The following is a 14,984-nucleotide window of genomic DNA, read 5'->3' as shown; positions in this document are numbered from 1 at the left end:
CCTACGCGAAACTCTCCGCGCAGGTCTTGTTTGGAAGCGTTATGCGAGGTCGTCTTCACCAACAACATTGACCGTGGAAGAACCACCGACGACGTTGACATCAACCGCATTGGCTTGAACGTTCGCACCCATAACGATTGTCTGGTTGAAGGCATTTGCCACACCCAGCGCATCAGCAGTCGCAGCTGTAGAAGCTGTCACGCTGTAATCATCACCTGTGCCGAAGTCGTAAATGTTTTCTGCATCATAGATGCCGTCACCCGCAAAGGATTCGCCACCTTCTGCGGTTACGGTTTGAGTGAACTCACCCTGGTTATGCACTCCCACATTTGTGATCGTATCCTGATCATACAATGCGTTAGCTTGCTCCACCCCATAAATGGTGTCGGTTCCGTTAGCGTCCAGGACACCAAAAGGACCACCGCTTATTGGATCAGGTGTACCTGTGGGAGTAATATCCAGCGCACCAAGACCATCATCTTCTCCCGTAAAGAGAAAAGTATCGTTTTGGCCAGTTACATCCAGCTCAGTAGAGTTGACCTGCTTGTTACCACCTGAATACAGGTTCTGATTAAAGGCCGACGCTGTCGCCGTGGCATCCGCAGATGCTACAACTTCAGCGGTGACTGTATAATCATCACCAACATCGCCACCAACACTGGAGCTATTGCCTGAATGATCAGCAATACCATCACCTGAGTTTGCTTCTCCACCATAAGCAGAGACGGTTTGCTCAAAGTCGCCAAAGTTCTCGACATCAGCTTGATTAATGAGATCAACGTCACCGGCAGTATTGGTTTGTGAGAACAAAGCGAGGCTATCAGCGTTGCCGGCAACTGTACCAGTACGGATGGAATTCGTAGCTGTATTGCTGCTGTCATCGCCAACAGAGATGACGTTCTTGTTGTCTCCAACAATCTCAACATCGGCACTGTTAACCTGAGTGTTGCCACCAGTGGAGATCACCTGATTGAAAACGGAGGCTTCGGCTGTTGCGTCAGCAGACGACAAAGCCTTTCCGGTTACAGAGGCGTTGTCACCAACATCACCAGCACCGTTCAGATCAGCTCCGTCAATCCCGCCAGTATGGCCCCCACCATCATAACCAGCATTTGCAGTGCCGCCTGTTGCAGTGACTTCCTGATAAACGTCATCAGTATTGTTCACTACATCAGCATCTGTAATGGTATCGCCATCATAAATGGTGTTGCTCTGATACCCACCAAGCAGCGAGTTTGTAGAGTCAATGCCGCCATTTCCCGAAGGACCAGAACCAGTTACAGATGCGAACACCACATCAGAGTCTTCACCAGCAGATTGAACATTACTGCTCCCACCAGTCACACTCAGATTAACGTCATTGCTCTGTACATTCCCACCAGAATACAGTTTCTGGTTCATGGCAGATGCAGACGCCGAAGCATCAGCACTGGCATTGGTAATTCCGGTGATTGAACTGTCATCCCCAACATGCGAGGTGCCAACATCACCAGCGGCATCATCAACACTTATGCCGGCTCCAGATGTTGCTGTGCCACCTGTGGCCGTAACGATCTGTTCAACTTCACCGTTGTTAATGACATCCGCATCAAGCAGAGTATCCTGATCACCAAGTAGGTTTTCTTGCCACGCTCCAGCAGCAGTGTCTGTATCAGACTGACCAGCTGCAACTGCTTGACCAAATTGCCCAAGCTCAGCATTATTCTCACCAGAAACAGCGGTTCCAGAGTTAGCTCCCACGATATTGGTATCGTAAAAGTTGCCCTGCCCGTTGCTGCCTGAGCTGATAACTTGCTCAAAAGAGGAGGAAGCTGCTGCTGCATCCGCACCAGCGTTTGAAAGACCACTAATGCTGCTGTCTTCCGCAACACCAGGTCCTCCATCAGCACCAACCTGACCTGCAAAAATGGATGCAATGCCATCTCCAGCAGTTGCACTACCACCTTCGGCAGTTACATCCTGTTTGGAAACATCATTATTTCTAACATCAGAATTCCGGAGAGTATCGTTATCATAGGCTGTGTTGGACTGTAATCCGCCTGAAAGGCTATTGGTGTTCGTCGTTCCAGCCCAAACACCATCTACTGCCGCATTGTGTTCACCAGCAGATGCAATATTAACATCGGCACCCGTCACCGAAACAGCGGCGGAGTTCGTTTGTACGTTTCCACCAGTGAGCTGCGTCTGAGTGAAGGATTGTGCAACGGCGGTTGCGTCTGCAGACGCAGAGCTTGAACCGGAAATACTCTCATTTCCACCAATTTCACCAGAGCTGCTACCTGACTGAATGATACCAGCACCTGCACTGGCAGTTCCTCCATCGACGTCCACATTTTGAGAACTGTCGCCGTTATTGGTAACTTTTGCTTGACGGATGCTGTCTACGTCACCCAACAGGTTGTTTTGCTCGCCAAGGGAAACCGTTGTGGTTTCGTGGTCCGCAGACGTTCCGGCAGTAGATCCAGTTGATGCTCCGCTTTCACCCGCCACAGCAAGGGCTTTATTCCCGCCAGCAATTTCAACATCAACAGCGTTGGATTGAGCGTTTCCACCAGTCTTCTGTGTCTGGCTGAAGGCGTTCGCAGCACCCATACCATCTGCACTAGCGGATGTACTGCCAGAAATTGAACTATCGTCACCTACTGTTAAAGGACCAAGATTTCCACCAAGTGCCTCAATTCCATCGCCTGCAGTCGCATCACCACCAACAACTGTTACAGTCTGCTCGGCCTCAGTTCCGCCACGATTGACAACAGCAGGGTTGAGCAACCGATCCCCTTCAAACATCTCATTTTCTTGAGAATAAGAGACGTCCGAATTGGTATCAACATCACCATTGCCGCCCATCAAACTCACGCTGAGCGGGTCACCTGCATTATCCTCACCAGCGACAGCTGCTGTCATTTCCGCACCCGTCACGGAGACCTCTGCAGAGTTACCCTGTGAGTTTGCCCCCGTTGTCAGTGACTGGTTGAAGGACTGAGCAACGCCTTGTGCATCTGCAGAAACGTCTGCGCTACCACCAAGCTCATAGTTGCTGCCAACTGTCCCGGAAGAGCCTGAATCTAAGTAAATGCCATCTCCAGCTTCGGCTCTGCCACCATCCGCGGTAACTTCCTGAGTGCTATCATTGTGGTTTCGCACATCTGCATCACGTACAGTGTCTCTATCACCAAGCCGATTGCTCTGATTACTCTCAGTATTGGTGTCGGTTAAGTGGTCACCGCTTGCAAACGGTACCGAGGTATCAGCACTCGCATCCAGAGTGGCAATTGCACCGTCTTCACCCGCGGATGCAGTGACCTGATTTGCACCCGTAATATTTAGTTCCGAAGCATTGCCTTGCGCATTACCACCAGTTGTTATGTTCTGCTCAAAACCGGCAGCGACACCCAATGCGTCTGCCTTGGCAAACGTAGAGCCAGTTACGGAACTGTCATCAAGAACGTCAGTCGCTCCAAGAGCTCCTCCGGTCATTTCGATGCCATCACCAGCCGTCGCAGTATCGCCGAGTGCGCTAATAGTTTGGGTTAGGTCCCCTTGATTGGCGACATCTGGTTTCAGAACAGCATCGCGGTCATACGCAGTGTTAGTCTGGTCAAAATCTGCCGTACTATCAGTTTCAGATTCAGGCAAAAACGGACCAATTCCAACTCCCACCTGAACACTGGCAGTGGCCCCATCTTCACCAGAAGTAGCCTGACCGACGCCCGTGCCAGTAATATCAAGGCTCGCTGCATTCGACTGCACATTGCTGCCAACTGTTATATCTTGCTGAAAACTAACACCAACAGCACTGGCAGACGCAGACGCAGCTGAACTGCCCGCAACATTACCGTCACCAGAAACGAGGCCAGAAGTCCCAATGTGGGTCGCAGAGGAAATCCCATCCTGACTTTCCGCATCACCAGCATTTGCGGTTACTTCCTGCTCCACACCACCAAAGTTAGCAACTTCGGGAGTATCAATCGCGCCATCAGTATTACCGCCACCAAAGCTGCTGGAAACACCATCATTCAGCACATTCGACTGCTCTACAGTGCTTAGGGTATTGGTGTCAGAGTTCCCGGAAGTGAAGTCTGCTCCGCCGACGACAGCAGCTGCACCAGATCCGCCAGCGCCAGAGGCATCCACATCTGAACCAGTGATCGACAAGTCAACGCTATTGCCTTGCATATTGTTGCCGGTCTGAAGTGTTTGATTAAAGCTTCTCGCTAAACCAACAGCATCCGCTTGTGCAGCAGTTGAACCGCTAATGTTCTCGTCATCACCAACACTTCCACCAGCTCCTCCAGCGCCAATTGGGAGGCCAGAGACTATGCCGTTGCCGGAATCGGCATCGCCAGCTGTAACGTCGACGTCCTGAGTAACACTCCCAATATTTGTGACTGTCACATTTTCAAGACTGTCAATATCAGTAGCGATATTGGATTGGGTCACGTCAACAAGAGTATCCGTATCGTTTCCAAAACCACCTACTCCCGTTTGATGAGCATTGATACCGGAACCATCTCCTCCAATGGAGGAGGCATCAAAATTTCCACCTGTCACACCACCGGAAACATCATTGCTCTGTTGGTTCGCACCCGTCGCAAGGCCCTGGTCAAATGCAAGGGCAACACCTTGTCCGTTGGCTGACGCAGATGAACTCGCATCAATTGTAAGGTCATCACCAACAGCAAGCGCTCCATTGATATCGTCAATACCATTTCCAGCTTCGGCTATTGCATCAACAGCCGCATCTTGGTTCACCTCGACTGTTTGCTCCAAGCTATCATTATTGAGAACGTCAGCACTGCTAACACCATTGTGCTCAATGCGATCCTCCTCAACGAGATCATTATCTTGTTGCCCGACGATACTTGTATCTGTGCCAAAACTGCTGGGATTATAATTAGACATGCGGTCTCCAAAAATTTAGAGAACTGCCTACAAAAAGCCGATCATCTACGTCAGCAAGTTGCCGCAGGCTCTCCTGAGGATTGAAAAAGTTCATTCCGATATTTGAGAGCTGTCTTTCCGAACTAACTGAGCTTCCTAGGAAGACCCAAGCGCATCGCACGTATTCAAGAGGGAACCCCAAAATTAGGCGCAAGAGTCCAAGACGCACAAACGAAGAATTTGCGCGATAAACAGGCATTACGGCTTCAGAAAACAAAAGACCGACAAAATGGACTGTAACTCAGGATTCCCGTACCAAATACGAGCTAATAGCTGACGCTAAGACGAATTGACGGTACTCCTTCAAGCTAACTTCTATTAAGGGAAAAGCAAAAATCACCCTCATACAAGTAACGCGAGCTATAACATGGAGATTCATCAGAACAACTATGAGTAATAACTGGTTGAAATGAACAATTTACTAGAATATAATAGGCATATACATCTATAATATTTTGATGAATTAATAAATAGTTAACGTTAATATTTGCAAATTGGCGTTTTAAATACTACTGAATAATAATTGGCTAGCTCTCACAGGGTAGTGCCAAATTGTATCAATAATGAGCTCGTCATTCAAACCAAGCACTCAGTTGATCAATAACTGACATTTCTGAAATTGATGAAATATTCTGTCATAACACCCCCCCCTCCAAAGGCGGTTCAAAGGATCTACTTGTTTCGGAAAACAAAATTGTGCGTTAATTCCAAGCCAACAGAAATCAGGTCCTGTAAACTCATATTCTGCAAAAAACAAAACAACTTACTGAATATTTTCTTCACAGATAATTTGAGTAATATTTATAGATACTACAATATATACCTAACCAAATAGAAGAGACGCATTTCTCCTAGCTTCAATCACTTCGCAAACTAAAACAAATTCGACGCACAATTACCTCAATGCCTATTAAATGCCCAACACGTTTGCTACCCTAGCCTTAGAAAGACCATGCTGTAGGTTGCTCTTAAAGTGTTCAAAGGTGGGTAAGCACTATGGAAGAACAGGTTCCTCATTCACCGGACTTTGATGAGCTGGATAGAATTGCCCCAAACAAAGCAGGTCGAAGAAATCTCCTGTTCGCTCTCATTGGAAATATCAACTACAGCTGGTCCAACAATGAGAGCATGTTCATCTACATTCTTCAGCACCTGATGGGATCAGACGAGCTTACAGCCACGCTCGTTTTTGGAACATTGAACACAACAAGAGCACGGCTGGAACTGATTGAACGCCTTGCCGATGCAAAGCTTAAAGACGAAGATCTTCAGAAGCGACTTAGACGCATCCTGCGGATATTCAACGAGAGCACCCGGCTCCGCAACGAGTTCAGCCACGCCACTTTCAAGCAGAACCAGCAGGGCGAGATCACTCATACCCATTCCATGCGGATTCAAAAGAAAAACGGTCAAATTCAGCTGGGCGAAACGAAACCACTTGATGACGCCAGAATAGCGCAAATGGGCAATGCCATCGAAAAACTGGTGAAGCTCAATCGCGAGATCTGGGCTTTTCTCCCAGATCTGCAAAAGGTGCTGTCAAATCACGAACCAGCCCCGCTCCTTCCCGCATAGGTTCCACCCACATTACGAGGAGCTGCCTTTTTTCACGGTCAACCCAACCAACCGGAAATAGGCCCAGTACGGCACGAGCTTTAGCATTTTGAGACCGGCCACCAGAGGGAATGGAAATGCAATCTCAAACCTCTTTTTGTGCAGCCCGCTTTTAATCCGTTTCGCCGCCTGCTCAGCTGTAATGATGAACGGCATGGAAAGTTTGCCGTTTTCTGTCATTGCGGTTTTCACAAATCCAGGATTGATGACCGAAAGCGAAAGGTTTGCCCTATCAAAACTAGGCTTCAGCGCTTCACAAAGGTTGATTAGTGCTGCCTTTGTAGGACCATAACTGGCTGCATACGGCAATCCGCCATACCCACTCAGCGATGAGATGATAGCGACTTGCCCAGAACCACGCTCCTTCAACAACGGAAACATATTATGAATGGTACGCACCGCCCCAAAGTAGTTGGTATCCATGGCATTCATGCAAACCTCATTGGTTAAAGTTGAAAGCCCACCCACGTGGAAGACGCCTGCACAATATACAGTGAGGTCAGGTAGACACCCATCAGCATGCAGTTGCTCAACAGCAAAAGCAATCTGGTCATTACTGGTCACATCAAGTGGCAACGCCCTCACAGAAGCATGTGCAGTCTTCAAGCCTTCAAGCTTTTCAACGCGCCGACCACTTGCAATCACCTGCCAACCATCCTCGGCATAGAGTCTGCACAGCTCAGCTCCTATTCCGGAAGTCGCCCCGATTATCCAAACGCATTTGCTTTGCTCAGCCATGTTGCCCCCACATAGAATTTTCACATTCGCATCTGAAGATCAGAACACATAACCAATAGGGAAGCCACTGACATTTACGAGAGTACTTTCAGACATTGGCCAATAAAAAACCCACCTTTCTGACTCCTCAAAAAAGGTAGGTTCTATCAATTCGATCCGGCTTAACTCATTCATCAACGCCCAACCAAATTTGTTCAAATTGCTATCAGAAATCGATAGAAAATTCTGCTCCAACCGCGACAGCATTTGGAATATCCTGCAACCCATTGGGATTGATGATGTACTGAAAATCCATTGTTCCATAGAATCAGGGTGTAAACTGAAATCTGTGATTTACCTCAAATACCAGCTCAAAGCTTTGATCAGGCAGATCTTCGCTAAAGAGACCCCAGACCGCAGCAGCAGCAGTTATATCGTCATCCCGGTTTGGGAGCAGTCCTTTGTAATAGAGCCCGGAATTCCACGCCCATGGAAACGTGTTGATGCTCTGACGCGGAGTAGCGATCACCACACTCCACAGGGTCAGGCCCTGATCTTCCTTCTCGCGATAAACCATCTGGTCCGCAATCGCATAAAACCCCCAGTTGCCCGCAGTTGTGGAACTGGGATCAACAAACGGCCTGTAGTCACTACTGTCATAAAACCCACCCAGCTGATAACTCCCCGGCAAACCGGAGTTGGTTCCCTCTTGCCCCACGAAGAAACCGGTTTGGCCCATATACAAAATGCCATCGTCCGGGTTAAATCTGAAGTTGAACCCGCTATTTCCATCGATCTGTGCATTCGGAGAAGCATTGTAGGCCCCTGCCGAAACATAGGAGGATGTCCCCATCTCATAGCGAGCATAAACTCCCCATTGATTGGAAGGGAATGATGTATAGGAAGGTAAGTTGATCGAAAACTGGGAAGGTGTCCCGTTCGTACCATTGTTGACGTAGTATTGAAGGGCTTCACTGCCACCAAATGCTTCTGCCGCCGCCAACCTACCGATCTCAAAATTAATGCTATCTCCCCAGAGGGTTTGAGATAACTTGAGCTCTGACACAATCAAAATGTCACCGCCAAAAACCTGAGCTACACCAAATATGTTGCCGATTGCCTCTTCTGAAAGATTTTGCCCTGAGCCCTGAGCAAGGCCAAAACTAAAGATCCCACCATTAAAGCCCAACAGCTTTTCCAGATTTAGATCAACACTGGCATCCAGCCTACCTGCATACGCAGCACTCTGTTCTCGCCCACCTTTGGGATTTGCGAAAACGTCGCTGGTGAAGTTGAAATTAAATTCGACACCCTGCTTTTCAAAATTTGTACGATACCCGCCCCAATCACCGGATCCTTTTTGCCAATCCCCCCAATCCAGCGGCCAACGCGAACTTTGCGCAGCTGCTTCGTCAATCCACATTAATTGCAATAAAATACCAGCCCACAAACCAATGCTCAGCATATTTGCAATCATGTTGGGTTTAGCAGAGGCGTTCAACAACCATGTCTCCAGACAAAACTGGAAGGAACGCACATACAACTCCAGCTACTGACCACATGCTGGCATAATAAATTTTGCTGCTGAATTGGCAGAACTATCAGTCACAGACAATGAAATCACTCTGCGCACAAAAAAAGCGCAGTTCTTACAACTGCGCTTCAAAATTCAACACTATTTTTGCCGTCTAATCCAACAAACCATCCGCTTTATCCATGAGGTAGCGAATGTGTCGTGCAAAGGGATAGGCAAACGGATACCCAAGGACAACACCACCTGCCATAGCAAGGTAAGGCGACATAACCGGCCACCCTATCCAGGAAAAAATCAGCGACAAGAAGAATAAGTTAATGCCAACTGCTCCGATACCAAGTGGGTAGAGATACAGCGCCAACCTCACCACACTGATGCGATTGCTGTGATCTTCCTCGCTCATTTGCGATTAACCATCCAATGCACCGCATAAAGAGAAGCAAACAGCGTGATACTTGCAAAAAGAAACCAGAATTCAGCAGTCGCACTTTGCGGCTGTGGCACTGGACGTTGATATTCAGAAAGCGCAGCCATTGCGGACAAAGGCAGCAAACCTGCCATAAAGCCCAGTAAAATATGGAGGAACTTCATAATTTAATACTCCTTTGTCAGGTTTCTATAGATATCTGGGAGCGCACGTGTAAGTCGCTCCGGATTCGGGAACAAAGTAAAACCGCCTTTGCCGAAGATACGAGCAAACCAATCCTGCCCGTCCTCATCAACAATCACACCATGAACGCTCATGCCCAATTTACGCGCTTCACGAACAGCCATATGACTGTCTTCAATCCCGTGAATGCCCTCGTAATGATCAAGATCGTTGGGCTTTCCGTCCGTTAATACAATCAGCAGCTTGCGTTGTGTTTGCTGCAAGGCAAGCTGAGCGGTGGTATGTCGGATCGCAGCGCCCAAACGGGTGTAATAACAAGGTTTCAGGGACCCAATTTTCGCAATAACTTCATTGTTCATCGGGTCCTGAAAGCCTTTGGCCTTATTCACAAAGACCCGGTCCCTCTTCAAAGACGAGAACCCCCAGATTCCAAGATGATCGCCGCTGGCATCAACACCGCCCGCAAGGGCTGCAAGAGCTGCCCCGGCGATTTCAATCACACTGGAATTCCCAACGGAACTCTCCGTAGAGCGGGATGTGTCCAAAAGCATGGCAACGGAAAGATCACGCTCAACAGCACGGGCATCCTGAAAAATCCGATCTGATGCATAGCCGGACGCTTTCAAATCAACCTGAGCCGTAACAAGAGCATCCAGATCCAGCTCTGCGCCTTCTGCCTGGCGCAATTGCATAATCCGCTTGGGACGCAGGGCTTCAAACTGGCGTTTCACCTGCCGGATGCGGCGCTTATGATAGGGATCGGTCAACAGCACGCTATCAAAGTCAGGCACAGCATCCTTTTCCAGAACACGGCAATGGTCTTCCAGGTACGTGCGTTTGCGGTGGTCCCATTCAGGATACGTGTATTTGTCAGAAAGCCGTTCGTGGTCTGCATCTTCTGGAGACAAATCCAAATGCAGACGCAATCGCGTCGCGGCTTTCTTCTTATTCTTGGAAAGGCTGATGTAATCTTGATCATCAGCAGCTTTTTGTGCATTTTTCTCATCATCATCATCAACATCACGATTGAGGTTCATGCTTTCCACCCAGGAAAGGATTGCCTCAAACCGGTGTACGATGAAACTGTCGGTCCGATCAGCTTGCTCACGCTTTTCGCGCTTGCCTTTACGCTTGGAGTTGACGTTCGCCCCTTGTGGAGTTGGCGGAGCTTGCTCGTCAGAGCGCTCTTCACCACGTTCTCCAGACACTTGCTCGCAGGCTATCCAAATCGGAACTGGCGCAAAGGTACAATATCCACGCGGAGCAAGGAGTTTTTCACGCCCCTCAACGCTGTCCATCGCCTCACGAATTGCTGCGCTGGAGCTGGTTGACGCTTTAGGACCACCAAGCAACTCCAGTATGATGGCTTCAATCGCCGCTTCCCATTCAGGCAAGCTCGGGCGTTTTCTGGTTTGCAAAATGAAATCACAGGCTTGCCGAAAGAACTCATGCAAACCACTGCAGTTTTTCCAAACGCGCTCAATAGCTTGTTTCGCCATTGCCAGCGCAAGCACATCAGCCTGCAATGGATCAACAGGTAGGTGATCAATCTCACAACTGGCAGCAAAAGCTGCGAGCCAAATATAATGTACCCGGTTCATTTGCGCGCTTGGGAACACACCAAGAACCGGGGGTAATCTTAAGCGCTCACCATCGAACTCTGTCAGAAAGACCGTTTCTGCAAAGTTCCCAAGTTTACGTTTCACAGGCATGCGGTAGGAGGAAGCCGTAGCAGGAGCCGCAGTGACCTCCACTTTCGCATCTCCGCCTAATCCGCGAAACACCATTTGCACGGAGGTTCTAAGCTTCGCCAGCTCGACCTCCATATCACCATGGGGCACTGGAGCACCCAGACTTGAAGCATAATCATGCCACAGTTTCCCGACGGCTTCTTCAGGCTCCAAAAGCTCCAGCAAATGCTCTTTCATCAGACTCACCCGTAAACAACAGCAATCAGATCACGCAGAGCAATCTGAACGTCGGGCTCATCACTCAACGGCTCAACAACAGAATATTGCAGTGCTTTTTCAACTGGCATTCCACCAGCAATCAAGGAGGCTGCGTAGATCAGCAAGCGAGTGGAAACACCCTCTTCCAGATCAAGACCGGAAAGTCCGCGGATATGTCCAGCAAGACGCACCAGAGACTTTGAACGATCAACGTCCAACCCACTCTCAGTGACAATCACCTTCACTTCAGTTTCCGCATCAGGGAAATCAAAGGTGGTTGAAAGGAAACGCTGACGTGTAGACGGCTTCATCTGCTTCAGAACATTCTGATAGCCGGGGTTGTAACTGGCCACGAGCATGAAGTTTGGAGGAGCCTTCAGCTCTTCACCAGTACGCTCAATGATGAGACGGCGACGGTTATCAGTCAGCGGGTGCAAAACAACCGCAACATCTTTCCGTGCTTCAATCACTTCATCAAGATAACAAATCGCACCCTCACGAACAGCGCGAGTAAGCGGGCCATCAACCCATTCAGTCACACCGCCCTTAAGCAGGTAACGACCAATCAGGTCAGCTGCAGAAAGATCATCATGGCACGCCACTGTGTAAAGGGGGCGTCCCAACTTTGCGGCCATGTGTTCCACAAAGCGGGTTTTGCCACAGCCCGTCGGCCCCTTCAAAAGAAGGGGCAGACCTTTGTTAAAAGCCGTTTCAAACAATGCACATTCATCGGCGATAGGCTGATAATAGGGCACGTCAAAAACGTGGTTCTGTACAGTCATTAACGACCACCTTCCAGAACTGCTTGAGCTTCAGGTGTACTGCCAGATACTGGCTTAGTGGTGGTTTCTGATGTTGCTGTGAACAGTTCCTTACGTGGAACAAGCAAGGAGTAGATGAACAGCAGAGCTCCGATGACAACAGCGGCGCCAGCAGCAAACCGCATGATGTAGAAGATAGTCAGCTGATCCTGAACGTCCATGAAGTTTTCACCAAGAACACGCTGCAAATGTGTTTGGATCGTTCCAGCAAATGTCAGCACGACGGTCATGAACGCCATACCACCGGTCATCAGCCAGAAGCTGGCCATGTTGAGAACCTGGTTGTAAGGGCTACGAGCCTTAAGCATTGGCATCGCGTAAGTGAACATCGCAAGGTTCAGAGCCACATAAGCACCGAAGAAGGCAAGGTGTCCATGCGCAGCAGTGATCTGTGTACCGTGTGAGTAGAAGTTCACACCGTGCAAAGTATGCAGGAAGCCCCATACGCCAGCGCCGAAGAAGGCAACAGTCGCAGAACCGAGAGACCACAGCAACGCTGCTTTGTTTGGATGGTTTTTACGCCCTTTCCAGACCATGACGAAGGAGAATGTCATCATCAGGAAGAATGGAATAACTTCCAGAGCGGAGAAGACTGATCCAATCCACTGCCAGTAGCCCGGCGTGCCTATCCAATAATAATGGTGGCCTGTACCCAAAATACCGGAGAACAATGCTGTTGCAACGATGATGTAAAGCCACTTCTCGATGACCTCACGGTCAACACCGGTGAGTTTCAGCATCAGGAAGCCAAGGATAGCTGCCATCACCAATTCCCAAGTACCTTCCACCCAAAGGTGAATAACGTACCACCAGTACATCTTATCAAGGCTCAGGTTGTCTGGGTTGTAGAATGCAAACAGCCACAGCAGGGAAAGTGCCCACAGGCCGATCAACAAGATGTTGGTGATTGCAGTCTTACGACCTTTCAACACAGTCATTGAAATGTTGTACAGGAAGATCAGCGCAGCAACGAGAATGCCAACTTTAACCCAGAGCGGCTGCTCAAGGAATTCGCGGCCTTCGTGGATGCCCATCAAGTAACTGCCAACAGCACCTAGCGTTCCGACAACCAGAATGATCAGCTGAAGATAAGCCAGTTTGACAGAATGAATCTCACGTTCACTTTCCTCAGGAATGAGGAAGTAAGCAGCACCAAAGAAGCCGAGCAGAAGCCAGACGATCAATGCGTTTGTATGAATCATACGGATAATGTTGAACGGCAAAATTTCCGAAAGGAAATTAGGCGCAACGTAAATCCAGCCTGCGAGCAAGCCGCCCAGCACCTGAATTGCGAATAAGCCTAGCGCAGCGATGAAATAGGCATACGCGACTTTTTGAGAACTGTATTTCATAGTACCACCCCTTAACCAGCGTCGTTCGGCGGCCAGTCTTGCGTATTGGTCTTGTCAGCCCAACGCAAGAACTCAGCCAGGCCGCGTGTCTCTTCTTCAGTTAGTTTGAAGTAAGGCATCTGGCGGCGACCTTGGATGCGGCTTGGTTGTGATTCCATCCAGGAACCAAGGGTCTCAGTTGCATCAATTGGGTCATCCAGAACGCCCCAACGTGTCATCACGTTACCAAGTTCAGGAGCAAAGTAAGCGCCTTCCCCGTGCAAGGTATGACAGTTAATGCAAGCGTTCTTTTCCCAAACGTGCTTCCCAAGTATTACTTCGTCAGTAAGCGGAGCCTTTGCCGTCGATTCATTCACGATGTAAAGGTGGCTATCTATTGTGAGCACCACAAATATGCCTATGAAGAACAACGATCCCCCATAAAAGATATTTCGTGCCCGCGATTTTGTAAGGAATTCTGACATCTACGGAATCCTATCGAGGTTACGGTCCCGTCAATAATAATTTTATGGCCACCAGCAAAGTTTGCGGTAGAACAACTTATTCGGTAATACACGCATTGAAAAAATAATATTGTTTAATTTCAAATAGTTACAATTGTGCGCTGAGTGACATTTATCACAATATCCTGAAACTATTCAGTTTCAGGATCAAATTCGGCAAGTGCTTTCAACTTACCCATTTCAATCACGCTAACTTTTTTGCGCCCACTGGTTACAATACCCTGCTTTTCCCAGGCACTGAGCAAGCGGCTCACCGTGTAAAGCGTGGTTCCAGTCATCTCGGAGATATTCTGGCGTGTCAGGGGAAAATCGATCTCGATCCCCTCACCCGTTTGACGTCCGCTTTGATGCGCTAATCTCAGCAATGCACGCGCAACGCGCTGCTCCACCTGTTGTGTCGCAAGCTCAAGAATGCGGTTGTTAGCTTCAGAAATCCGCTGCCCAACTGTTTTGTAGGTCTCGGTCGCGAAACCGTCGTATTTTTCAACAAAAGTTTGCCACAGATTCCGTGGCCAATACAGCACAAGACAGTCGTCAATTGCCACTGCAGTCGCCGGATAATGCGTTCGCCCAATCGCAGTCGCGATACCCATCAGCTCACCGCTGACGATATGACGTGCAATCACCTGATCTCCCGAAGCGGTTGTTCGAATGACCCGCACATGCCCGTCTAGCAAGAGAAAGAAAAGTTCCGCCGGTTCATGCTCTTCAAAAATAGCCTGTCCAGCGCTAAAACGCTTAGGCGTCGCAGCATCTAAAATCTCTCTAATTTCAACACGTTCCAGTTTTCGGAACGGAGGAATATGCGAAATAAGATTTTCGTCAAGACTTCTCAAAGAAAGCACCGTAAATCAGAAGTAAAACACAATGGTCAGCGCTCCCGATAAACACTGATTTGTTTACCGGGAAACAATCGGTTGGTTATAGCAGAAAACTTTAAAAA

11 protein-coding genes are annotated in these 14,984 nt (G+C 48.8%); 1 reads left to right on the top strand and 10 read right to left on the bottom strand.

All coding sequences use genetic code 11. The features are described 5' to 3' along the window. Positions 1-39 precede the first annotated feature (39 nt). On the bottom strand, positions 40-4,902 hold the full coding sequence (locus tag BLS62_RS22920; protein WP_093186663.1) for a beta strand repeat-containing protein: 4,863 nt from the start codon (positions 4,900-4,902) through the stop codon (positions 40-42). Positions 4,903-5,937: 1,035 nt separating this feature from the next. Here BLS62_RS22920 and BLS62_RS22915 point away from each other — a divergent pair. Further along, positions 5,938-6,516 carry a hypothetical protein gene (locus BLS62_RS22915; protein WP_093186660.1) on the top strand — a complete coding sequence of 193 codons (579 nt, stop codon included), beginning with the start codon at positions 5,938-5,940 and terminating at the stop codon, positions 6,514-6,516. Positions 6,517-6,528: 12 nt separating this feature from the next. On the opposite strand, the gene BLS62_RS22910 is transcribed toward BLS62_RS22915, so the two are convergent. The 9 genes from BLS62_RS22910 to BLS62_RS22870 all read right to left on the bottom strand — a co-directional run bounded on the left by BLS62_RS22910 (position 6,529) and on the right by BLS62_RS22870 (position 14,886). Further along, on the bottom strand, positions 6,529-7,293 hold the full coding sequence (locus BLS62_RS22910; RefSeq protein WP_093186656.1) for an SDR family NAD(P)-dependent oxidoreductase: 765 nt from the start codon (positions 7,291-7,293) through the stop codon (positions 6,529-6,531). A gap of 307 nt (positions 7,294-7,600) precedes the next feature. Then, on the bottom strand, positions 7,601-8,809 hold the full coding sequence (locus tag BLS62_RS22905; RefSeq protein ID WP_208991043.1) for a carbohydrate porin: 1,209 nt from the start codon (positions 8,807-8,809) through the stop codon (positions 7,601-7,603). Between the two features lie 151 nt (positions 8,810-8,960). After that, positions 8,961-9,209 carry an NnrT protein gene (locus BLS62_RS22900; RefSeq protein ID WP_093186653.1) on the bottom strand — a complete coding sequence of 83 codons (249 nt, stop codon included), beginning with the start codon at positions 9,207-9,209 and terminating at the stop codon, positions 8,961-8,963. Then, positions 9,206-9,397: a hypothetical protein gene (locus BLS62_RS22895; protein ID WP_093186650.1), complete on the bottom strand. Its 192-nt coding sequence runs from the start codon at positions 9,395-9,397 to the stop codon at positions 9,206-9,208. The genes BLS62_RS22900 and BLS62_RS22895 overlap by 4 nt, the downstream gene beginning before the upstream one ends. A gap of 3 nt (positions 9,398-9,400) precedes the next feature. Beyond that, a complete protein-coding gene (locus BLS62_RS22890; protein ID WP_200798563.1) occupies positions 9,401-11,344 on the bottom strand; it encodes a nitric oxide reductase activation protein NorD in 1,944 nt (647 codons plus the stop codon). Positions 11,345-11,349: 5 nt separating this feature from the next. Further along, the gene (locus BLS62_RS22885) at positions 11,350-12,147 is read right to left on the bottom strand and encodes a CbbQ/NirQ/NorQ/GpvN family protein (protein WP_093186641.1); all 798 of its coding nucleotides are present in this window, start codon (positions 12,145-12,147) and stop codon (positions 11,350-11,352) included. Beyond that, positions 12,147-13,538, bottom strand: a complete 1,392-nt coding sequence (locus tag BLS62_RS22880) for a cbb3-type cytochrome c oxidase subunit I (RefSeq protein WP_093186637.1) — start codon at positions 13,536-13,538, stop codon at positions 12,147-12,149. Before BLS62_RS22880 ends, BLS62_RS22885 begins: the two co-directional genes overlap by 1 nt. 11 nt (positions 13,539-13,549) lie before the next feature. After that, complete coding sequence (locus BLS62_RS22875) at positions 13,550-14,002, bottom strand: c-type cytochrome (RefSeq protein ID WP_093186633.1); 453 nt, start codon at positions 14,000-14,002, stop codon at positions 13,550-13,552. A 170-nt stretch (positions 14,003-14,172) separates the two neighbouring features. Next, positions 14,173-14,886: a Crp/Fnr family transcriptional regulator gene (locus BLS62_RS22870; RefSeq protein ID WP_093186629.1), complete on the bottom strand. Its 714-nt coding sequence runs from the start codon at positions 14,884-14,886 to the stop codon at positions 14,173-14,175. Between the last annotated feature and the right edge of the window lie 98 nt (positions 14,887-14,984).

Origin of the sequence: Pseudovibrio sp. Tun.PSC04-5.I4, assembly GCF_900104145.1 — a bacterium.
GTDB lineage: Bacteria > Pseudomonadota > Alphaproteobacteria > Rhizobiales > Stappiaceae > Pseudovibrio.
The sequence above is the reverse complement of the archived record's forward strand: the minus strand, read 5'-3'. Positions and strand labels throughout refer to the sequence as shown.

What these genes read in the sequence shown, in the direction of transcription:
- BLS62_RS22920 (WP_093186663.1), bottom strand. Translation starts at nt 4,902, where the DNA reads ATGTCTAATTATAATCCCAGCAGTTTTGGCACAGATACAAGTATCGTC.
- BLS62_RS22915 (WP_093186660.1), top strand. Translation starts at nt 5,938, where the DNA reads ATGGAAGAACAGGTTCCTCATTCACCGGACTTTGATGAGCTGGATAGA.
- BLS62_RS22910 (WP_093186656.1), bottom strand. Translation starts at nt 7,293, where the DNA reads ATGGCTGAGCAAAGCAAATGCGTTTGGATAATCGGGGCGACTTCCGGA.
- BLS62_RS22900 (WP_093186653.1), bottom strand. Translation starts at nt 9,209, where the DNA reads ATGAGCGAGGAAGATCACAGCAATCGCATCAGTGTGGTGAGGTTGGCG.
- BLS62_RS22895 (WP_093186650.1), bottom strand. Translation starts at nt 9,397, where the DNA reads ATGAAGTTCCTCCATATTTTACTGGGCTTTATGGCAGGTTTGCTGCCT.
- BLS62_RS22890 (WP_200798563.1), bottom strand. Translation starts at nt 11,344, where the DNA reads ATGAAAGAGCATTTGCTGGAGCTTTTGGAGCCTGAAGAAGCCGTCGGG.
- BLS62_RS22885 (WP_093186641.1), bottom strand. Translation starts at nt 12,147, where the DNA reads ATGACTGTACAGAACCACGTTTTTGACGTGCCCTATTATCAGCCTATC.
- BLS62_RS22880 (WP_093186637.1), bottom strand. Translation starts at nt 13,538, where the DNA reads ATGAAATACAGTTCTCAAAAAGTCGCGTATGCCTATTTCATCGCTGCG.
- BLS62_RS22875 (WP_093186633.1), bottom strand. Translation starts at nt 14,002, where the DNA reads ATGTCAGAATTCCTTACAAAATCGCGGGCACGAAATATCTTTTATGGG.